Source organism: Chryseobacterium sp. S90, assembly GCF_047444895.1.
GTDB lineage: Bacteria > Bacteroidota > Bacteroidia > Flavobacteriales > Weeksellaceae > Chryseobacterium.
The window spans coordinates 357151-378338 of the sequence record NZ_JBLGCX010000006.1 but is presented as its reverse complement, the minus strand read 5'-3'; the positions used below and the strand labels follow the sequence as shown (position 1 = coordinate 378338).

General features: G+C 36.5%; 22 protein-coding genes. 5 read left to right on the top strand and 17 right to left on the bottom strand.

The features are described from left to right. Positions 1-14 precede the first annotated feature (14 nt). The 7 genes from ACLMCG_RS17650 to ACLMCG_RS17620 all read right to left on the bottom strand — a co-directional run bounded on the left by ACLMCG_RS17650 (position 15) and on the right by ACLMCG_RS17620 (position 8291). Positions 15-662, bottom strand: a complete 648-nt coding sequence (locus tag ACLMCG_RS17650; RefSeq protein ID WP_413960422.1) for a hypothetical protein — start codon at positions 660-662, stop codon at positions 15-17. Positions 663-805: 143 nt separating this feature from the next. After that, positions 806-1540: an intradiol ring-cleavage dioxygenase gene (locus ACLMCG_RS17645; RefSeq protein ID WP_413960421.1), complete on the bottom strand. Its 735-nt coding sequence runs from the start codon at positions 1538-1540 to the stop codon at positions 806-808. A gap of 378 nt (positions 1541-1918) precedes the next feature. Beyond that, on the bottom strand, positions 1919-2593 hold the full coding sequence (locus tag ACLMCG_RS17640; RefSeq protein ID WP_413960420.1) for a LytR/AlgR family response regulator transcription factor: 675 nt from the start codon (positions 2591-2593) through the stop codon (positions 1919-1921). Positions 2594-2596: 3 nt separating this feature from the next. Continuing rightward, complete coding sequence (locus ACLMCG_RS17635; RefSeq protein WP_413960419.1) at positions 2597-3685, bottom strand: sensor histidine kinase; 1089 nt, start codon at positions 3683-3685, stop codon at positions 2597-2599. Positions 3686-3844: 159 nt separating this feature from the next. Next, positions 3845-6880, bottom strand: a complete 3036-nt coding sequence (locus tag ACLMCG_RS17630; RefSeq protein WP_413960418.1) for an AAA family ATPase — start codon at positions 6878-6880, stop codon at positions 3845-3847. Positions 6881-6883: 3 nt separating this feature from the next. Continuing rightward, complete coding sequence (locus ACLMCG_RS17625; protein ID WP_413960417.1) at positions 6884-8089, bottom strand: metallophosphoesterase family protein; 1206 nt, start codon at positions 8087-8089, stop codon at positions 6884-6886. Positions 8090-8135: 46 nt separating this feature from the next. Beyond that, on the bottom strand, positions 8136-8291 hold the full coding sequence (locus ACLMCG_RS17620; RefSeq protein ID WP_167498927.1) for a hypothetical protein: 156 nt from the start codon (positions 8289-8291) through the stop codon (positions 8136-8138). Positions 8292-8416: 125 nt separating this feature from the next. On the opposite strand from ACLMCG_RS17620, the gene ACLMCG_RS17615 reads away from it, so the two are divergent. Further along, a complete protein-coding gene (locus ACLMCG_RS17615; RefSeq protein WP_413960416.1) occupies positions 8417-8665 on the top strand; it encodes a VF530 family DNA-binding protein in 249 nt (82 codons plus the stop codon). Between the two features lie 145 nt (positions 8666-8810). Next, positions 8811-9311: an FKBP-type peptidyl-prolyl cis-trans isomerase gene (locus tag ACLMCG_RS17610; protein WP_213278049.1), complete on the top strand. Its 501-nt coding sequence runs from the start codon at positions 8811-8813 to the stop codon at positions 9309-9311. A 187-nt stretch (positions 9312-9498) separates the two neighbouring features. Here ACLMCG_RS17610 and ACLMCG_RS17605 read toward each other — a convergent pair whose 3' ends face one another. The 4 genes from ACLMCG_RS17605 to ACLMCG_RS17590 form a co-directional block, all read right to left on the bottom strand. Further along, the gene (locus ACLMCG_RS17605; protein ID WP_213278050.1) at positions 9499-9876 is read right to left on the bottom strand and encodes a YchJ family protein; all 378 of its coding nucleotides are present in this window, start codon (positions 9874-9876) and stop codon (positions 9499-9501) included. A gap of 301 nt (positions 9877-10177) precedes the next feature. Continuing rightward, positions 10178-10609, bottom strand: a complete 432-nt coding sequence (locus tag ACLMCG_RS17600; protein ID WP_223601014.1) for a hypothetical protein — start codon at positions 10607-10609, stop codon at positions 10178-10180. Positions 10610-10611: 2 nt separating this feature from the next. Continuing rightward, positions 10612-11370, bottom strand: a complete 759-nt coding sequence (locus ACLMCG_RS17595) for a hypothetical protein (protein WP_413960415.1) — start codon at positions 11368-11370, stop codon at positions 10612-10614. 79 nt (positions 11371-11449) lie between these two features. Then, positions 11450-13591, bottom strand: a complete 2142-nt coding sequence (locus ACLMCG_RS17590) for a M3 family metallopeptidase (RefSeq protein WP_413960414.1) — start codon at positions 13589-13591, stop codon at positions 11450-11452. A gap of 258 nt (positions 13592-13849) precedes the next feature. Here ACLMCG_RS17590 and ACLMCG_RS17585 point away from each other — a divergent pair, with 258 nt between their 5' ends. After that, positions 13850-14677 carry a GIN domain-containing protein gene (locus ACLMCG_RS17585; RefSeq protein WP_223601017.1) on the top strand — a complete coding sequence of 276 codons (828 nt, stop codon included), beginning with the start codon at positions 13850-13852 and terminating at the stop codon, positions 14675-14677. A gap of 1 nt (position 14678) precedes the next feature. Here ACLMCG_RS17585 and ACLMCG_RS17580 read toward each other — a convergent pair whose 3' ends face one another. From ACLMCG_RS17580 to ACLMCG_RS17560, 5 genes are all read right to left on the bottom strand, one after another. Continuing rightward, positions 14679-16568: a monovalent cation:proton antiporter-2 (CPA2) family protein gene (locus ACLMCG_RS17580; RefSeq protein ID WP_413960413.1), complete on the bottom strand. Its 1890-nt coding sequence runs from the start codon at positions 16566-16568 to the stop codon at positions 14679-14681. Positions 16569-16571: 3 nt separating this feature from the next. Next, a complete protein-coding gene (locus ACLMCG_RS17575) occupies positions 16572-17093 on the bottom strand; it encodes an NAD(P)H-dependent oxidoreductase (protein WP_223601019.1) in 522 nt (173 codons plus the stop codon). Between the two features lie 198 nt (positions 17094-17291). Next, on the bottom strand, positions 17292-18104 hold the full coding sequence (locus ACLMCG_RS17570) for a TPM domain-containing protein (protein ID WP_413960412.1): 813 nt from the start codon (positions 18102-18104) through the stop codon (positions 17292-17294). Next, entirely contained in the window at positions 18085-18513 is a 429-nt protein-coding gene (locus ACLMCG_RS17565) for a TPM domain-containing protein (RefSeq protein WP_223601021.1), read from the bottom strand. The genes ACLMCG_RS17570 and ACLMCG_RS17565 overlap by 20 nt, the downstream gene beginning before the upstream one ends. A 2-nt stretch (positions 18514-18515) precedes the next feature. Beyond that, complete coding sequence (locus ACLMCG_RS17560; protein ID WP_047423924.1) at positions 18516-19121, bottom strand: LemA family protein; 606 nt, start codon at positions 19119-19121, stop codon at positions 18516-18518. Positions 19122-19194: 73 nt separating this feature from the next. On the opposite strand from ACLMCG_RS17560, the gene ACLMCG_RS17555 reads away from it, so the two are divergent. After that, on the top strand, positions 19195-19692 hold the full coding sequence (locus tag ACLMCG_RS17555; RefSeq protein WP_142719875.1) for a dihydrofolate reductase: 498 nt from the start codon (positions 19195-19197) through the stop codon (positions 19690-19692). Between the two features lie 147 nt (positions 19693-19839). Next, on the top strand, positions 19840-20409 hold the full coding sequence (locus ACLMCG_RS17550; protein ID WP_149835090.1) for a DUF2892 domain-containing protein: 570 nt from the start codon (positions 19840-19842) through the stop codon (positions 20407-20409). A gap of 110 nt (positions 20410-20519) precedes the next feature. On the opposite strand, the gene ACLMCG_RS17545 is transcribed toward ACLMCG_RS17550, so the two are convergent. After that, positions 20520-21155 carry a trimeric intracellular cation channel family protein gene (locus ACLMCG_RS17545; protein ID WP_413960411.1) on the bottom strand — a complete coding sequence of 212 codons (636 nt, stop codon included), beginning with the start codon at positions 21153-21155 and terminating at the stop codon, positions 20520-20522. Positions 21156-21188 lie beyond the last annotated feature (33 nt).

Below are 21188 nucleotides of genomic sequence, written 5' to 3'. Positions count from 1 at the left end.
GGTATAAAAGATGTTTAAATTTCCATAAAAAGGATCAACGCATTTTCACTTAATGCTTCAAACTCCAATTCTTCAAGATTCCAGAGAAGGATCGCATCCCGGCTTTCCATCAACCTGTTTTGAAACTCAAATGCACCATTGATAACCATTCCGAAAATAGATTTATTAGACTCTTTCAATGCATAATATCCTTCAGCACGGCCATTGTAAAGACCAATGAAATTGGGGTGTTGTACTGTTTTTGAAATTTGAAAAATATTGTTTTTAAGAGTGAAATCCAATTCGTTTTTAGAAAACTGCTGAGTATATTCATCTTTTTTAAATTCAAAAATTAAAAAGTCTGATCTGTCATGATGCACCAGATTTTTGATGACAATATCTTTTCCTGATGGAGTATTGAGGGTAAGAGACATTCCTGCTGAAACAGGTTCATAAAAATCAGAGATGATAATTTCCCCATACAAAGGAAGAATGAGAAGAGTTCTTTCATCATCAAAATTGAATCTCACTTCTCCTTCAATGTCCAGAACCACTTCCTTTAGACTAAGTAAAGTATGGGTCTGCTCTTCATCTTTCAGAATTTCCGTCATTGTACTTTTCTCGTTTTCCTGCCAGATTCTGAAATCATTTTTGAAAATTTTTGATGGGGTCTGAACTAACATATCTGTATGATTTAATATTTCCACTCTGCACAGACTGATGCATTGCTTTTGAGGATAGGTAACACTAGAATAATTCACATCTTTACCAGGCCTGTGCTTTGTGGAAATGGGGTAATAACTAATATTAAAGAACTTTTCGGAATTTATGCCGAAACTTTTATGGTATGAGTCAGTGCAAAACCTCCACTGACACTTCCGGAAATACTGGACATCTCGTTAGACGTCCCGTCACCAAATACATTATCATTGGCATTATAGGTATATCCGCTCATTCCTTTATAGCCGGTACTTGCTGCTACCTGTACTACTGCGCTGTCGCTTCCTTCAGGAAATGCAATCTGAGTAACCAATAGGGATTGTCCGGCAGAATTATAAACATGAACATGGATATGGGTAGCTCTTCCGTTGTACCAGCCAGGGAAAATAGAAGTAAAGCTGACCTGTCCATTGGCGTCCGTAGTCTGCCTTCCTCTTAAAAAATGAACAGAAGTATAATTGGCAGACTGCATTCCTGTTCCTCCATATTCAGAATAATTTCCATCTTTATCACAATGCCAGATATCTACAAGAGCACCTTGAAGAATTGCACAGCTGGCATTTACGTTCTGAACAGTAATGGCAATGGTAAAAGGAACTCCTGTTCTGTCGCTTACAATATTATTTTGAACTAGAGTAGATGGAGATTTTGTAGGAAACGGACCTTCTGTTTCTGTGTTTGTGACAGAGCATCCTGTAGAACCGGATTCAGTAGAAGTACCGGATGAGGAACTTATTACATCATCGTCACTTCCGCAGTGGATTAAAAGGGGAGCGGCAACGGCTGTTACTCCTGCTAAGCCCAGACTTTTCAGAAAGCCTTTTCTATTCATTGTTTTCATAATACAGGTTTTTTTAAGATTATACTTTAAGGCTGGAAGAAGGAGGCTGGGAGTGGGAAGTTATTAAGAACTATAAAACATATATAGTTCGAGTTTAAACTATCTGAAGAACAAAATCATTAATCATTTGCTCAATAGTAACTTCTATCTTCTTTCTCACAACTTTTAACCTTTTCTTATTCCAAAAGTATTTTCAAAAAACAATGCAGGAAAATTTATGAGGTAAACAAATAAAATGTGTCGGTAAATCTGTGTTTTTTAAGAATTATTAAGAATTTTGATGAGAGTTGGAGGATGAAACTTGAAATAGAGCAAAGTATGGTAAAGATATTCATTACTTCCATCTCCATCTTCCTGCCTCCATCAGAATTTACCCAATTACTTATTCACAATCTTCATGACAAGATCTTTATATGTTTCACCAATAGGAATGATGAATTCTCCGATATGGATGCTGCGATTGACAATCGTTTTAATGTTTTGTACAGGAACAATATAGGAGCGGTGAACTCTCACAAAATCCTTTTCTGATAGTTTTTCCAGAATGTTTTTCATGGAGGAGCGTGCAGTAATGGTAGAATGATCGGTTAAATGAATCTGGATATAATCATCCAGCCCTTCAATCAGAAGAATATCGTTAAAGTTGATTTTATGAAGTTTGTAATCGGCGCGTATGGAAAGGTATTTTATTTCATCGGTATCAGCATTGGTTTTTACTTTTTCAACAGCTGCTTTGAATCTTTCGAAAGAAAATGGCTTTAACAGGTAATCTACAGCATTAATACTGAACGCGTCTACGGCGTATTCTGAATAAGCTGTGGTAAAAATAACTTTGGTGTTCTGGGAGATGTTTTTATAAAAATCCATGCCATTTTTGGAAGGCATTTCTATATCCAGAAAGATGAGGTCAACAGGGAATTTGTTGAGGTACTTTTGTGCATTACTTTGAGTATTGAAGATCTTTTCCAGAGACAGATTTTCAATTTTTCCGGCGTAATTCTCAATGATTTTCAAGGCGAGAATTTCATCGTCAAGGGCGATGGCTTTTATCATAGTTTACAGTAAATTAATTTTTAAATCAACTTTATAGGTCCTTCCGTCATTCATCGTATTTAAAGTATGTTTTCCCGGATAAACCTGTTGTAAATGCTCAAGGGTATTTTTCAATCCGACTTTTAAGCTTTCTTCATCCGTAATAGCATGGTTTACAATATTATTAAAAACATTCAAATGCACAGATTCTTCCTGGATAATTATTGTGACAGATATTTTTGAATTTTCCTCTGCATTAAAACCATATTTAAAGGCATTTTCAATAAAGTTAACCAAAATAAACGGAGCTATCTGAAGGCTTTTTGTTTCTCCTGTTTCAGTATAGGAAAAATCAAGGCTGCTGTCTGTTCGGAGCAATTGTAAAGCTATATAATCCTTTATATATTCAATTTCTTTGCTGAGCGTTACCAGATCTTTGCTGCTTTCCTGTACCACATAACGCATGACATTGGAAAGTTTCAGAATTCCATTGGGAGTATCATCAGATTTAAGCAAGGCCAATGAGTAAATAGAATTTAAAATATTGAATAAAAAGTGGGGCTGCAGCTGGTATTTTAAGCTTAATAATTCAGCCTTGGCTTTGGAGCGTTCCAGTTCTTTTTTCTCAATATTTTTAAAGATAAAAAGAGAAGACAGGAATGAAAAAAGGAAAGGGAGAAGAGATGAAAAGATCATCTGTCCATATGAAGCCTTATTTCTTTGCTGAAAATTTTCATGAGAAAATCTTCCTTCCATTGGCGGCGGCGGTATATTTCCGTTTGGGCTTACGGGAGGTGGAAGCATCTGCGAGGGAAAACCTGGGGTAGAAATATTATTTTCTGCCGTAAGGTAATTCGGAACAAAAACCATGAGTCCGAAACATAGCAAGAGACAGATTGTAAACAGAGCATACTTCTTCTTGCTGTAAAGCTTTGGGAGAAACAGGTTGAGATTGACATAGAAAAAAATCACCACCAGCACAAAACGGATGAACTCTCTCTGGAATGGAGAAACCTTAAATACAGATAATGTCCCGTCAAAATCCGGTGAAGAAACGATCGGAATTGTTAAGAGTAGCAGGATAAGGATAATATGTTGACCAATTTTTTTCACGTAGTATAATGAATTAAAATGCAGTTCTTTTCTGAATTCAAATGTAATGAAATGACCTATATAAAAATAGACCTGAGATCAAAATGAAAATCTCAGGTGTACTTTTTATAAGATGAAACTTACAGTTTTAGAACTTAAAATGTAGTTGTAATGGTATGTTTACACTATCTCAATCAGGCTTCCTCTTTCTTCGTCCTTGATAATATTCAGAGCTGTAGGAATCTTTTCCTTCAGTTCTTCAACGTGCGAAATAATCCCCACAATCCTGTTTTCTTTCATCAGATTGGTGAGCGTTTCAAATACAATGTTTACAGATTCCGTATCCTGAGTTCCAAAACCTTCATCAATAAAGAAAAAGTTTTTATCTGCCTGTGCATTGGCCTGAACGCTTTCCGCAAGTGCCAGAGCAAGACTTAAAGATACCTGGAATGCCTGTCCTCCGGAAAGGGTTTTTACACTTCTGCTTTTTCCTTCGTTGAGGTAATCGATGATCTCGAAATCATTATTTTCATTAAGCTGCAGACTCAGCTGATTTCTGGTCATACGGTGAAAACGCACATTGGCATGATCGCAAAGCTGTCTCAGATAAATCGAAGAAACATATTGTACAAAACCTGCTCCTTTAAACAGATTCATCATTACCTTTAAATTCTCAGAACGTTTCTGAAGCTTTGCCAGCTCTTTCAGAAGATCTCCTTTTTTTACGAATTCTTTTTCCAGACGATCTATTTCAGCCGTTTTTGTTACGACAGAATCACTGATTTTTTTCTGCTCAATTTGGGCTTCATTGAACTGTTGCTCAGCCAGAGAAAACTGTTCATTATCGAATGAAAGTCCCTTCAGCTTTAATTCCAACTCGCCGATGAATTTCTTCAACGCTTCAAATTCAACTTTGAAATTCTGGATTTTAGTTCTTACAAGTTGAATATTGATATCCTGAAGTAAGATATTTTCAACCTCTTTGAACTCAATGAAATTCTGATCTGCCAAAGCTTTCGTAATAGCTTCTTTATTACCGGAAATTTCCTTCTCAAACTCTGCGATCTGTTTTTCAGATTGGCTGACAATAGCTTTTTGCTCTGCCAGTTTTGGAGAAAGAATTTTTTCCTGTTGTAATGCCTTTTGATAGTTTTCCTCAGTTTCTTTATTAGATCTTACCAGCTTTTGATACGCATCATCAACCTCTGTTATTTCCTTTTGAGCATACAGATTCCACTCCAGAATTTTAAGTCCTGAACGACTGATATTGATCTGTTCCTGCTTTGAAACTTCTTCCATCCGGAAAGCTTCCAAAGCACTTTTATATTTTTCCAGTGTTTTGCTTTCTTTTTCTAAATATTCTCTTTCCAAAGCAATGTTTCGCTCCAGTTCTTCAATCTTTTTTTCTAAAGCAAATGAGTCGGAACGTTTTTTCTCAAATTCCTCTTCCTGATCCGGAGAGAATGGTTTCCATGTGAAATTCAGAAGATGATTTTCAAGATCCTTCTGAATCTGAAGAATAATTTTCTGTTCCGAAAGAAGCTGTTCCTCAAAGATTTTTTTGCGGTCCAGAATTTTATCAATTTCAGTTTCCTTCTTTTGAAGGTTATTTACTTCCTGCTCAATAGTTGTAATGTTCTCCTGAATTTCCTGCAGTTCAGTATTGACGTCATGAAATTCCACAATATTCGGATGTTCCTTAGAACCGCAAAGAGGGCAGTTTTCTCCGTCATGAAGTCCGCTGGCAAAACGGGATAGTTCTTTTTGTATTTTAAGATGATCCAGTTTCTGGGAAAGCTCTTTTTTCTTTACTTCTAATGTTTCTTTTCTGTTTTTGAAATCTTCTTTATAATTTTCATTAAAAGCAAAAGGTTTTAATTCCTTAGCAATTTCTTCAATCTGTTTTTGATGTTTCTCTATCTTTTCAGCCTGTTCCTGCTGTAACTTTTTTAAATTCTTTTGTTGAATAAACCATTTTCCCACCTCAGAAAGTAAAGCGGAATCCAGTTTTTGTTCTTTCAATATTTTAACCTGTGAAGAAAGTTCATCAATCTTCTTTTGAATCTTCTCTTTATTGAGATCTACCTCCTTTACCTTTTCGGAACCTTTCTGAGTTCTTTCATTCAGGGTTTTGATCTCTTCAGAAAACTTCAGGATCTGAATAATAAGATTCATATCATTTTCCTGAATTCTAGAATGGTCTAAAGCATTAAATTGTGGTTCAAGTGCAGAGAGCTGTTCTTTTATGATATTAAACGCTTTTTCAGTTTCCTGCCATGCTTTCACTTGTTCTTCTCTCTCGTTCCGCTTCTCTGCAATTTCCTTTGAAAGCTTATTTTTCTCAATAATCAGTGGATTGAAGAGCCTGAAAACGCGGTCATATAATTCTGTCTGTACTTCCAACGCATCCATCTGAGGTTTCTCTTCAGAAAGCTTACTGAATTTTTCCTTATTCTGCTGTAAACTGTCAAAATCACTTTTTAAGTTTTTCAGCTGTTGATAAGTATTGGAAATCCTTTCCAGTTTTGCATTCGATTCTGAGAGAATTTTCTGTTCTTCGGACAACTGCTCTTTCTGCATTAGGATTTTCTCCTCATTGATTTCTTCAAATCCTTTTAGCTGGCCTTCAAGCTGATCCAGTTCAGATCTGTTTTTTACATTGAGTACAGAAACATTGTTCTGAAGATCAAATTTCTGAAGATTAAAGATTTCCTTCATCATATTCGTTCGTTCTGCAGCACCCAATTCAAGGAATTCTTTGAACTGACCTTGGGGAATGATGATGGTTCTTTTAAAATTGGAATAGCTTAAACCGATGATAAGCTCTGCATTAGAGTGGTCCAAAGGAACCCATTTGTCATTGATATTTTCATAGAAAGTAACCGCATTGGGCTTTACCTCCTCAAATTTTTTTGAATTTCTTTTAAAGTCGCGGGTAGCACGGAAGAGTTTATTCTCATAATTCACAAAATCAAATTCAATATAAGAACTGTTTGATTTTAAATTCATCATGTTATAAGCCCTTTTGTCACGCATGTTCAGACGTTCCGTTTCTCCATATAGAGCAAACGAAATGGCTTCCAGCACTGATGATTTTCCGGAACCTACCGTACCGAAAATACCGAACAATCCGGCTTCGGTAAGGTTTCTGAAATCAATGGTCTGGCGTTCCTGATAAGAGTAAAGTCCTTCGATAGTTAATTGAACAGGAATCATGGCTTATGCATTTAAAATTTCGTTAAACAAATTCATCAGTTCTTCATTGGCTTCCTGTCCGCCGTTTTTAGATTTAAAATAATCTTTAAATAAGATATCAATATTCTGATTTAAATTGATTTCATGGCCTTGCTCTTCAGCAAGCTCCCGGTTTTTGACTTTTGGAATAAGGTGAACAATTCCGTTATGAGATTGATAAATTAACCTTCTTTCATCAGCTGTTAAAAAAGTCTCACTTTCCAGTGTAAGTTCTATAAATGTGTTGGGATTTTCGCCTAACCATTGAATTGTATCTTCTACACAGGAGAATGTTTTTCTTACTAAATTTCGTCCCTTTTTCAATGCTTTTTTTTCGTAGGTAACTGCCTTTCCCGGTTCCGCATCAATAATCGAAACGTACTTTGTCTGCCCTGCCTCACTGAAACTGTAGCAAAGGGGAGAAGATGAGTAAACAACGGGCTTTTCTTTCGTTCCGATATTCTGAAAGCTATGAAGGTGACCCAATGCCGTATATTGAATCTGTCCAGGAATAGTGTCGGAAAATATCAAATCTGCATTCCCGATTTTAATGGGTTTTTCTCCTTCAGGTTCTTCCAGAATTTCTGCACCCCTCTTATTCATATACAAATGGGCAGTCAGAAGATTAACTCCGGAATCATCGCAAAACTGATCGGCGAGGTTTTTCCATGTCTCTGAAAGCACTTTATTGATTTCTTCCTCTTTATTTTCGCCAAAATATTCCTTTAAACGGATTTCATTTGCGAAAGGGGTATGAAGGATTCTTACTGGAAAATTTATACCCTCAATTTTTAGTTCTATAAAACCTGCTTTTGAGTTTGAAATGTTGAAATATTCTGTTCCGAAAGGCTTGATCTCTGCTTTGGGATGGCCAATTAAAATAATTCCGCATTCCCGGGCCAGTGGATCAGGAGCGTTGATTAAGCTTGGAGAATCATGATTCCCGGAAATAGCAATCACAGGACGTTTCCCATTCAGGGATAAACGTTTCAGGGTTTTATAAAAAAGCTCAACGGCTTCTACTCCCGGATTAAAATTATCAAAAAGATCACCGGCAACAAGAATAAGATCTGCATGTTCCTCATCGGCAATGCCTATGATCTCTTCCATTACCAGAATTTGCTCTTCCATACGTGAAAAGCGGTCCAGTCTTTTTCCCAAATGCCAGTCGGCAGTATGCAGAATTTTCATAAAATTTATTATTGTTTAAAGTAAATAAGTTGAATAATGAACGGATTTATGGTTGATTATCTGTTTCTTCTTTTACTTTGAAATCTTCCAGAATTTGTTTTAAACGAGCTTTCCTTTCTGCTTCTGCATTCTGTATTTTTCGTTTTTTCTGATCAATTTGCTTTTTATTTTTCTTTCTGTTTGCTTCGTTGTTTTTACTCATATTGGTTGATAACGAATAATTTTTACAGCTACAAAATAGCTTCATCAAAAATAAGAAACAAAAAGGGAAGAAGGGGTGTGGATTTCCGTATAAACTTATAATAAATTAATTTTGCAAAAAAAAAGATGGAACAACAGTCCAAAGATCCTCTACACGGAAAAAGGCTTGATGCTATCCTTGAAGAATTGGTAGAATACTATCAGGGCTTTGAAGAGTTAGGTGAGCAGATCAATATAAAATGCTTTACAGATAATCCGAGCATCAGTTCTTCTCTGAAATTTTTGCGAAAAACACCTTGGGCAAGAACAAAAGTAGAAAGTTTGTATCTCTTTGTCCTGAGACAGAAAAAAAGAGAGGAGGGCAGAAAAAAATAAAAGCTGTAAAAAGAAGATCTATTTTTCTTTATGCCATTCATAGTTCCTTCTTCCATCTCCTAATTTCCAAGCTTACCGAATCATTTCAAAAATAGTATATTTGTAACATTAATCGTGAAACGCAATCACGAAAAAAAGAAAAAATATGACAATCGAAAACAATCACGTTGTAGCTGTACGTTACATTCTTCACACTATCGAAGCGGACGGAACTAAAGTTCTTGTAGAAGAAACAACAGCAGAAAATCCACTTACATTTTTGTATGGTGTAGGAATGATGATTCCAAAGTTTGAACAAAATATCTTAGGTTTAAAAGCTGGTGATAAAGCTGCTTTTGTAATTCAGCCTGAAGAAGCTTATGGTGAAAGACAGCCTGACGCTATCGCTCAATTGCCAATTGAGATGTTTAAAGAATCAGGAACTCCACCTATCGGAGCTATCTTACCTTTATCTGATAACCAGGGGAACAATTTCCAGGCATTTGTGGTAGAAGTAACACCAGAAGTTGTAGTTGCGGATCTTAACCACCCAATGGCAGGAAAAGTGTTAGATTTCGATGTGGAAGTTTTAAGCACTCGTCCGGCAACTGAGGAAGAATTGGCTCACGGTCACGCTCACGGAATTGACGGGACAGATGCTCACTAAAAATATTAATCCAATCATTTTTGGATAAAAGATAAAAAATCCCCACAGACAGTTCTGTGGGGATTTTTATGTATCAATGTACAATATTTACTGAGGCATTCCCCTCTTCCGGAGGGGTGGCGAAAATTCAAAGAATTTTTGACGGGGTGGTTTATAACAGAAAAGTATAAAGTTCTTTGTCGTCGTATTAATCCAAAAACTCCCCTGAAACATAATACCAGCGCTCATGCATTTTCTGAAAAAAGGAAAACTCATGATGAAGCTGCGGATGACCGTCCTGATCTGTATAATAAGCTTTAAACTCTACCTGATTTAAAGCAGGAGTCCTGATAATTTCCAGCTTTGTCCATTGGTTGATTTCTCCCCATTCCTGAAGATCTCTTTTATTGTGGTATTTTCTTTTTCCCGGAAGGGTAGTTTCCATCAGATATTCGCCATTCGGAATGGCAAAAGCAGAGAATCTTGAACGCATCAGTGCTTCAGCAGTAGGAGCATGCTTTTCTCCGGTATGATAAGGCTTGCAGCATTCTTCGTATGATTTTCCTGAACAGCAGGGGCAATCCATATATTGTATTTTAAATGTTGAATTGCAAAAATAATAAATATCAATAGAACAGGGTTTTGATTCACGAGTTTTATCATTTTAATGCTTTGCCCAAATATTATCATAAAGTATTTCAAATTCAATAGAAACGGGCTTTAGCCCGTTAAAAAATAGACAAACAAAATCCAACGGCTTTAGCCAAAACTTGAGACATGAAAATTTCTATTGAATAAATTCTATACTTTTCTCGGATTTAAAAGGTCATGTCAATTTAAATCTAAAAAAAGAAGCACTCTATTTAAAGAATGCTTCCCGTTATTTTTTACTGATTGTCTTCATCAATTTTAGTATCAATAAAGCTATAATTAGCATTTGCCATATCCAACGCCTGTTCTTTTGAATTGAATTTGACATGTGATGGATCTATAACCGTATAAGTATAGATGTCTGTTTTTCCTGAATTAAAGTGGAGTTCATGAAATTCTCCTTTCTCAATCCACCATTGACCTCTCTCGATGACCTGATCGATGTTGCAATCCTGGATAGCTGTGAAAATAAGCATAAAAGTACCGTCTGCTTTTCTTTCCATTACCCAACGTTTTTCCATACCAACAATCTGCTGATCTTTTTCACTTCCTTTCCATAGACCTACAAGCTTGTTGTCTATTTTGTTGGCCTGTGGTTTTGCTTGCCCTTTTTGTGCATATATTGCTCCAAAGGCTAATAATAATGTTGCTGTAATAATTTTTTTCATGGTTATTTAAAAAATAATGTGAGAGGAACCCTGCTGTTTACTGTTATTCCCATAGTCTTGGCTGGGACCCATTTTGTTTTTTTTATAAAATTTTTAGTTTCGTTGATAAAGTAGGATGAGTACTTATAATTTTTTTTATTCTGGAAGGTAAGATTAATATCTATGTCTGAGACTTTCCCATCTTTATGCAGCGTAAATTTTGCAGAAATGGAAGAGTAAAAATCTTTGTCTTTCCGGTATTCAAATTCATCCGGATATTTTATGTTTTTCCAAAAGTTTTTTTCATAATCTTTAAAAAAACTTCCGTAGGATTTGCTTCCCGGATACCTTGAAATGGTGTCGCATTCTTCAAAATCATAGATTTTGTTAAGATTTTTTTTTACGTATTGTATATCTGCGATGTGTCTCAAAGAGTCAATAAACTTTGGCCCAAACTTTCTGTCGATTTCCTTTGACATTACTCCTTCATAACAATTTTGCAGTTCCAGTGGAACCGTGCAGTAATAAAGTGCAGTTCCTGTTTCGATATTATTTTGTTTCAAAAGAACATCCATTTCATCATTGCTTCTGTAACTTTCTACCATTCCAAAGTAATGAAAATAGACAAGCTTGCCTTTTTTTATATCTGCTTCGGCTCTTGCCGTTTCAGCAACACATTGGGAATCCAAATGTTTTCTCTCTTCTTTAATATATTCTTCTAATTCCTTATTGGCAATTGTATCAGTATGTTTTTTTAATAAAGATTCTGACCTGTTTTCCAATCTTTTATTTTTAATTGAAAAGCAAGTCAGAATGATTAATGAGGACAATACTTTTATACCTGTATTGATGATCATATGATTATTTAATAAAACCTCGGTTTCTCAATAAAGGTTTGATATCCGGATCATGTCCTGTAAAGTCCCTGAATGCCTGGTTAAGATCTACAGAATTTCCTACAGAAAGAATGTATTTTCTGAAACGGTCACCATTTTCTCTGGTTAATCCACCGTTTTTACTGATCCATTCCCATGCATCATTATCTAAAGTTTCAGACCATAAATAAGCATAGTATCCTGCAGAATATCCACCTCCCCAAATGTGTGCAAAATAAGGAGTGTGATATCTTGGCGGAACCGTTGCCAAATTGAATCCATGGCTTGCTAAAGACTGCTTTTCAAAATCTAGAACAGGAATAAACTGGCTGTCATTGCTTACGGTGTGCCAATCCATATCAAGTTCAGCAGCAGAAACCAATTCGGTAGTCATATAACCCTGATTGAAAGTAGATGCTTTTTTGATTTTTTCTACCAAAGCCTGAGGAATAGGCTGTTTTGTTTCATAGTGTACAGCATAATTCTTCAGAACTACAGGATCTAAAGCCCAGTGCTCATTGATCTGAGACGGGAATTCTACAAAGTCTCTCGGTACATTTGTTCCTGAAAGAGAAGGATACTTCTGGCTGGCAAACATTCCGTGAATAGAGTGACCAAATTCATGGAAAATAGTAGAAACATCATCGTAGCTGATTAATGAAGGTTTTCCTGGAGCAGGCTTTTGATAGTTATAACAGTTAACGATTACAGGTTTTGTTCCTAATAAATAAGACTGCTCAACGAAATTGCTCATCCATGCTCCTCCGTTTTTAGAATCTCTTGTATAGAAATCCAGATAGTAGATAGCGATAGATTTTCCATCATGATCGAAAACTTCATAGGTTACTACATCGGGGTGGTAAACCGGAAGATCTGTTCTCTTTTTGAAAGTCAGTCCATAGAATTTTTCAGCAGCGAAGAAAACACCTTTTTCAAGAACTGTTGTAATTTCAAAGTAAGGCTTTATTTCACTTTCATCAAGATCAAATTTAGCTTTTCTTACCTGTTCAGCATAGAAATTCCAGTCCCAAGGCTCTACTTTGAAACCACCTTTTTGCTGATCAATAAGATCCTGAATATCTTTTGCCTCACGTCTGGCTGTTTCCACTGCCGGAGTTGCAATTTGGTTCATCAGATTAGTAGCCGCTTCAGGTGTTTTTGCCATCTGGTCCTGAAGTTTCCATTCAGCAAAGTTTTTCTTTCCTAAAATCTGAGCTTTTTTCAATCTCAGTTTAGCCAGTTTTTCAATAGTTGATCTCGTATCGTTAGCATCTCCTTTTTCGGCTCTTGTCCATGAAGCTTTGAATAGCTTTTCTCTGGTAGCTCTGTTTTTCAAATTTTGTAAAAGAGGCTGCTGTGTTGTATTTTGTAAAGCCAGAAGATATTTTCCAGGTTGACCTGCTGTTTTAGCATCAGCTGCTGCTGCTGCAATTTCATCAGCAGAAAGTCCGTCCAGTTCTTTTGCATCAGCAAAAAATACACCTCCCTGCTTTCTTGCTTCCAATAATTTATTAGAATATTGTGTAGAAAGAGAAGCCAGTTCCTGATTGATCTGTTTTAATTTTTCTTTATCAGCTGCGGAAAGATTAGCTCCTGCAATTTCAAAATTCTGCTTATAATATTGTACAAGTCTTTTGCTTTCTGAATCCAGACCATCTTCTTTGATAGACTGTATTCTTTTATAAAGATTTTCATTCAGGTACAGTTTGTCAGAATGGGCTGCAAAAATAGGTGCATATTCTTCGTCTAATGCCTGCAATGTAGGGTTTGTATTTGCACTTGTAAGATTAGAGAATACAATTTGTGCTCTTCTCAAGACTTCACCACTTTTTTCCAATGCAACAATTGTATTTTCAAAAGTAGGGGCAGCCGGATTGTTGGCAATTTTTACAATTTCGGCTTCATGCTGCTTCAAACCATATTCAAAAGCAGGTTTGAAGTGCTCATTTTTGATTTTGTCAAACTCCGGAGCTTCGTATTGAAGCTTGCTCTTCTTCATAAAAGGATTTGAAGATAAAGAGGGATCAGGTGCAGGTAGCTCCTGTTGAATATCGGTCTGTTTCATTGTAGTACAAGATTGATTGAACGCCAAGGCAGAAATTAATAATACCGATGAAATATTCTTCATAAATATAGTTGTTATTAAAGCATAAAGATATTAAAAACTTGTCTCATAGAATCTATTTTGACAGACGTATTTACTCAAACCGTTTTGTGAGTGGTTTTAAAATGAATAAGTTAGGTATTACAGAGTACATCAGTTTCATTCTGAAAAAACTGTATTGCAGACAATTGCAGTATTTTCATAGGTAATGTAATATTTTTTATAAATTAGTTGTTATTTAATTAAAGAAATCAACAAAAATAATTAACAAAAGAAATAAGCATGAAAACAAGGACTTTATTTATTTTTTCAGCCTTAGCGGCATTAGCTTCATGTAATGATAAACATGAGAACAGAAACAGAGATAGAGACGGAGACAAGAGTAACTGGGTAGAAAAAGTAGTGAGCAAAGAAAGCGGCCCGATACAGCATAAAGAATTTAACGGAGATTTTGATGAAATTCAGGTTTCCCAGGCAATAGAAGCTGAAATCATAAAATCTGAAACAGAAAAGGTAGAAATCTCAGCACCTCAGAATATTATCGATGAAATTCTTGTAGATAATGATGGCGGAAAACTGCATATTCATTATAAACCAGGCATCAGAGTGATGAACATCAGCAAAGTGACGGCTAAAATTTATACCAAAGATTTTAATAAACTTCTGGCCGATTCTGCCGCGAGAATTATCATAAAAGATAAATTTACTCAGGAAAAAACAGATGTAGAAGCATCAAGTGCAGGAAGTATTTCCGGAGATCTGGAAGCTAATGATATGGATATCAATATAAGCAGCAGTAGTAGCTTCGATGGTAAAATATGGGCAGTAAACCTTGATATTGAATCTTCATCAGGTTCTACTCTTGATATTTCCGGAAAAGCGAAAAAAGCAGATATCAGTGCATCTTCAGGCAGTAGTGTTTCTGCTAAAGGGGTTATCGCTGATAATGTAGAAGCAGATGCTTCCAGTGGTGCAAGTATCCATATCAGTGCTGTTTCCAGTGTGAAAGCAGGTGCTTCATCCGGCGGAAGCGTAGATATCTCGAAAAAAGGAGATCTGAAGAATGTGATCAAAGATGAAAGCAGCGGCGGAAGCGTAAGCATTCAATAAACTAATCCTGGGATTCATCCTCATCTTCTTCATCAGCGGATGAGGATCCCTCCCAATTTTTATTATCAAAATTAAGATTATCGTAAGCTAATAATTCCTCCTCACGCTGGAGGATTTCTTTTGTGGTAAACAACGTAATATCATCATCATTTTCCTTCATTTTTGCCAGCTTTCTGATAGAGGCTTTATCAATAGCCATAAACCTTTGCCCGAGACGTCTCGCTGCATATTTTCTCATTCCTGTTTCATGAAGTACATCCACAGCCATATCTACAGCTGTTCCTAATGTCTCACGGTAGATATGATTGACGCCGCTGTTCAGATAATCATAAGCATCAATCCTGTTTTTGGCTCTCACAAAAATTTTCACCTCAGGGTAATGTTCACGCACAAGTTCTGCAATGAACTTATTATCATCCGGATCATCCAGACACAAAACCAAAATTTCAGCATCTTCAATTCCGGCAGCCCTTAAAATAGGAATTCTGGTAGCATCACCGTAATATACTTTAAATCCATAGCTTCTTAGCAGTTTTACCCGGTCAGAATCACGATCCAGAACTGTTGCTGGTATTTTATTGGCTTTTAAAAGACGTCCTACGGTACTTCCGAAATGCCCAAAACCTACAATAATAATTTTCTTTTGACTGACATCACTTCCGAGAATATTAAAATCATGCTCTTCTTCCGGAATTTCTTTAATGAATTTCGGAGTAATAAACTTCTCATTAATGATCAGAAGAATTGGAGTGATACACATCGTAATTGCAGTGACTGCCATCATCTGTGCATTCATTTCAGGACCTAAAAGATAAAGATCCGATGCATAATTGAGCAGTACAAATGCAAATTCTCCTACCTGAGAAAGCGCAAACGCATAAAAAAGACTTTGCGGAGTATCTATCCTGAAAAACTTTCCGATGGTATATAAAACAACGAATTTTACGGCCAGCACAGCAAAAACGGTACTGAAGATAAACAATGGATCTTTCTGAATAATATTAAAATTGATAGTTGATCCCACGCTAACGAAGAAAACGGCTAACAACAGTCCTTTAAAAGGATCGATCTGTGCTTCCAGTTCATGACGGAACTCACTGTTGGCAAGCATTACCCCGGCAAGGAAAGCTCCCAATGCAGGTGAAAGGCCGATAACAACCATAAGCTCTGAAACACCTATGACCAGGAATAGGGAAGAAGCGGTCAACAGCTCAGTCATTCCTGATTTTGAAACATAGCGCAGAAATGGAACAAAGACATATCTTCCCAATAAAATAAGCAACGCTACTCCGAAAATTACCGTTCCTGCCTGAAGCCATTCCGGCAGCTTTTGGATGAGAATCTGAATATCATTATCATGATGCTTGGCTTTATAGTTTGCTACAATAGGCAGTATTGCCAAAATAGGAATCACAGAAATATCCTGAAACAGCAAGGTAGAGAACGAAGCTTCTCCTGCTGTGGTTTTGAGATTATTCTTTTCCTGTAATGTCTGCAGAACAATTGCTGTGGAAGATAAGGCAAAACACATGGCAACAGCAATTGCTTTGTCTACTCTCCAGCCGACACTGATGAATACTAAGAAAAGTAAGAGAATAGTGAGTGCCATCTGAGAAAGTCCCAGACCCATTATTTTCTTTCGCATTTCCCAGAATTTCCGGGGTTCAAGTTCCAGTCCTACAAGAAATAAAAGCATGATAACCCCAAATTCACTGGCATGCATGATGTCATTCACATTGTTTCCCGTAAGTTTAAGGGCATAAGGACCTATAATGATTCCTCCTAAAATATAGCCGATTACAGAACTCAACCCGAATTTTCTGGCTAATGGAACCATAATAATGGCTACACCCAGGAAAATTAATGTGTTCATCGCTAAGCTGGATTCCATATGCTATTGATTGAGAAGTTCTGTAAATTCTTTTTTATGCAGGATAATTTCTTTTTTAGACAGCTTATTAGCTTCGTATACGATCTTGATGTGCCTGATATCTGCTTTGAAAACTTTTAAAGAAACAATCAGCCCGCTGATCAGCTCATCGATTGTATATTGATAAGTGCCGGTTTTACTGAAAGATCTTTCTTTTCCGCCGGTGGTTACCAGAATATAGACTTCTTTTCCTTCCAGAGGATTATGCTCATTTTCTTTCAGCCAGTCTCTGTCGAAAACTTCATCAATCCATAGTCTGAGAAGAGGTGGCATTCCAAACCATATCAGAGGAAACTGAAAGACAAAGCGTTCATAATTTTTAAGACGTTTTCTTTCTCTGAAGGCTGCAATATGAAAATCAGGGTATTCTTCGTAAAGATCTCTTAGGGTATAATGCTGGTGGCGAACGTAGAAATTGATGAGCTCTACATTCGAATTGGAGTGCTCCAGATAAGGGTGTGCAAATACTACCAGCGTCTTCTTCATAATCCTGTTTTCAGTAAATTTAAGAAAAAAATATTGAATAAAAGATGGTTTTTATGGGTTTTTATTAATTTTTAATATGAAAAAATCAATTTAACATTAAGAAAAGTTAAAAAATCTATGTTATTTTAGGTTTTTAAATAAAAAATCAGGTCCTGGTGACCTGATCTGTTGATATATTTTGAAAATGATTGACTGATTTTACCATCCGCCGGATGCACCACCGCCTCCGAAACTTCCGCCTCCGCCGAAACCTCCGAATCCGCCGCCGCCTCCGCCGGAACTTCCACCTCCAAAGCCACCGCCAAAACTGCCAGGGAATGGGAAGAAACCTCCGGGATAATTTCTGCGTCCTTTTCTTGTAATGATTACATCATCATCGTCGTCATTATTTCCACCGCGTCCACCCCCTCTGTTACCGAAAAGTATGGCTATAATGATGAAAATAACGAAAGCAATAATCAGAACCTTAAAAGCGCTTCCATTACCGGAAGGAGCCGTTGTTGCCACAGGTTTGAATTTCCCCTGAACAGCTTCCATAATGGCTGAGGTTCCACCATTGATCCCATCATACCAAAGTCCCTTCTTGAAGTTGGGGGTTACAATATAATCTAAGATCTGTCCTGCTACTGAAGCAGTAAGATATTGTTCTACGGCGCGTCCCTGCTGGATAGACATTGTTCTGTCCTCTGTCGCGATAAGGAAAACAACACCGTTATCTACTCCTTTTTTTCCGATTTTCCATTTTTGCCCGAACATGGTCGCCAGAAAGTTGGCATCCTCTCCTTTGGTAGAACGGATAATCACTACTTCAATTTCCGTTGAGGTAGTATCTGCAAATTTGATCAGTTTACTATTCAGGGCATCTTTTTCCTGCTGAGAAAGCAGATTGGCTTCATCAAAAACAGGATAAAGAACGGCCGGTTTTTCAGGAATAGTATATTGTGCTGATACAAAAGTGTAAAAGCAAAGCAATAAAAATGAAAATACTATTTTAAGAGAACGTAATTTCATTTGAGAGTTGGTTTGGATTTTCTCCTTCTACAGGAAAATGTTTTTTGAGTTCAAGTCCTGTTTCCAGGATGGCACTTTTCAGAGCCTGGTAATAATGTCCTTTGGCAAATTCAGCAGTAATATAGTCATGAAGATGATCCCAGTAAATCTGTTTTACCTTTTCATGGATTCCGATATCTCCAATGATAGTCAGATATTTTTGTTCAAAATTAACATGGAAAAGAACAGCATTCCTTTCAGCGGTTTTGTCCATATTGAGCTTTTTGAAAACCTCAAATGCTGTCTTTGCATCACGGCTATCCGTATTGGAATCAATATGTACCCTGATCTCTCCCGTAGAATGATCTTCCGCAGACTGAATCGCTTCCACAAGGGAAGCGATCTGTTGATTTGTAAGGAAATTACCCATTATTATTTGAATGCTTCAGGGGCTTTTTCAGCACCTGCCTCAGCTTTGAAATAAGGCTTTTCTTTAAAGTTGGTGAAATTCGCCAGAATATTATTCGGGAAAGTCTTGATAGAAGTGTTGTAATCTTGTGCAGCTTCGTTGTAATAAACAGTTTCTGTTCTGATGCTGTTTTCGATAGCGGTATATTCTCTCTGGAAGTTGATATACTGCTGGTCTGCTTTTAAGTTTGGATAAGACTCCACTACAGCCATCAATCGGCTCAATGCTCCGGATAGTTCACCCTGTGCTGCCTGGAATTTAGCAATATCAGCGTCCGTCATATTCGTAGGATCGATATTGATAGAAGTAGCTTTAGAACGTGCTTCTACAACCTTCGTTAAAGTTTCCTGCTCAAATTTTGAATACGATTTTACAGTTCTTTCCAGGTTAGGAATAAGGTTCGCTCTTTTCTGATACACCGTTTCTACGTTTGACCATTTTGTGTTGACCGTCTGTTCTTTGGTTACGAAATTATTATATCCGCTTTTTCCCCAGAAGAATAGAACAGCAACAATGATAAGCAGGGCAATACCAATTGTTCCGGCGCCCAAACATCCTTTATTTTTCATAGTTTATTTTTTTAAATTTTTTGTGCTAACCAAATATACAAATTATGTGCTAATTTTGTAAAAAATTATTTGAATGACAACAATAGTGGTGGCAATGGGAGAGAAAAATGAGATTGGTTTTGATAATCAGTTGCTTTGGCATCTTCCTAAAGATTTAAAACATTTTAAAGATATTACTTCAGGGCATCCGATTATCATGGGAAGAAAAACATATGAAAGTATTGGGAAACCTCTTCCGAACCGTACCAATATTGTTGTGTCAAGAAAGAAAGACTGGTTTGAAGAAGGAATCCTTATTGTAGGAAGTATCAAGGAAGCATTGAAGTTTGCTAAAAAGATAGATGAAGAAGTTTTCGTTATCGGCGGAGGAAATATCTACGAACAGACTATGGAGGTTGTAGATAAGCTTGAAGTTACTTTGGTGAAGGCAGACCTTGAAGCTGATACATTCTTTCCGAAAATAGATCCGAAAATCTGGAAAAAAACAAACGAAATCTGCCACGAGAAAGATGAAAAGAATGGGTATGATTTCTGTTTCCAGACGTTTGAAAAAATAAAAAAAGAAGCATAGAGATCAATAGTGAATTTTTGCTTCGCAAAGTGAATCGTGATTTCTTACAGGTACAAAACTAACAAGCGCAGCGAATTGACCATTCACAATTGACTTTTTGAACTTTAAGCCTTAAATTTATTATCTTTGCACTTCTAAAATTTAATAATGAATAAATACATAAAAATTGCAATAGCAGCAGTTCTTATCCTTGCAGGACTTTATCTGATGATTTTCACAAGAAATCTTGGATGGGGTATTGTTGTTTTTCTTTTAGCTTCATCCCCGATCTTACTATTCTTTAAAAATGAATATATCCTGTTGGCATTCTGGCAACTGAGAAAACAGAATATGGAAAAAGCCGGCGAATGGTTGTCAAAAATAACTGACTATAAAGGACAGCTTCATAAAACTCAATATGGATATTTTCACTATTTATTAGGGTTGACACAAGCTCAGGACCATCCTGCAAAAGTAGAACCTTTCATGAAGAAAGCTTTGGAATATGGTTTGAATATGAAACATGACAGAGCGATGGCTACTTTAAATCTTGCAGCAGCGGCTATTTCTAAAGGAAGAAAACAGGAAGGGCAGAAATTACTGGAAGAAGCGAAAAGATTAGACAGCGCAGGAATGATGACGGATCAAATCAAAATGATGAAAGATCAGTTGAAAATGCCGACCATGCAGAAGCATATGCACAATCCTAATATGAGAAATAGAGGAAAATTCTTCTAATCAACATATACATACAATATAAAAGTCCTGATTTTTCAGGACTTTTTGTTTTTTATTATTGAATGTGTTGGGATTTAAAAAATGTCTTTTTGGGAAAAACTTTTATTAAGTTACATTTCCGAATTATTATGATCATACCCATAAAATTTAGGCATCTGCCAATGGTATTTTACAGCAAGCGTTCGTATAGCAACAATAAGAAGGATGGTAAGAATCTGTACAAATGTGTAGGAAAGAAGAGAGTATTTTGTCATCAATAAGAATACTGCTCCTCCCACGATACATGCTGTGGCATAAATTTCCTTTCTGAAAATCAAAGGAATTCTATTGAGCAATATATCCCGGATAATTCCTCCGAAACAGCCGGTTATGGTTCCCAATGCAATACAGATCATAGGATGTATACCTGCATTTAAGCCTTTCTGAACTCCGATAATGGTAAATAATCCAAGACCAAAGCTGTCGAAGATAAATAAAGTTACTTTAAAGTTCTTCTCAAGAGATTTGAATATCATTGAAAAAATACTGGTCACCAGAATCAGGGTACACATCAGAATATCATGCATCCAGAATACGGGAATATCAAGCAGCAGGTCTCTTACAGTTCCGCCTCCCACAGAGGTTACAAATGCAATAATAAGCACTCCGAACGGATCAAGCCGTTTCTGCATAGCCGCAAAACTTCCCGACATGGAAAAGGCAATGGTCCCCAGGACTTCTATGGCAAAATTGAACTGTTCGTGCATATCTGTTATAAATGGTAAATGATAATTGATGAA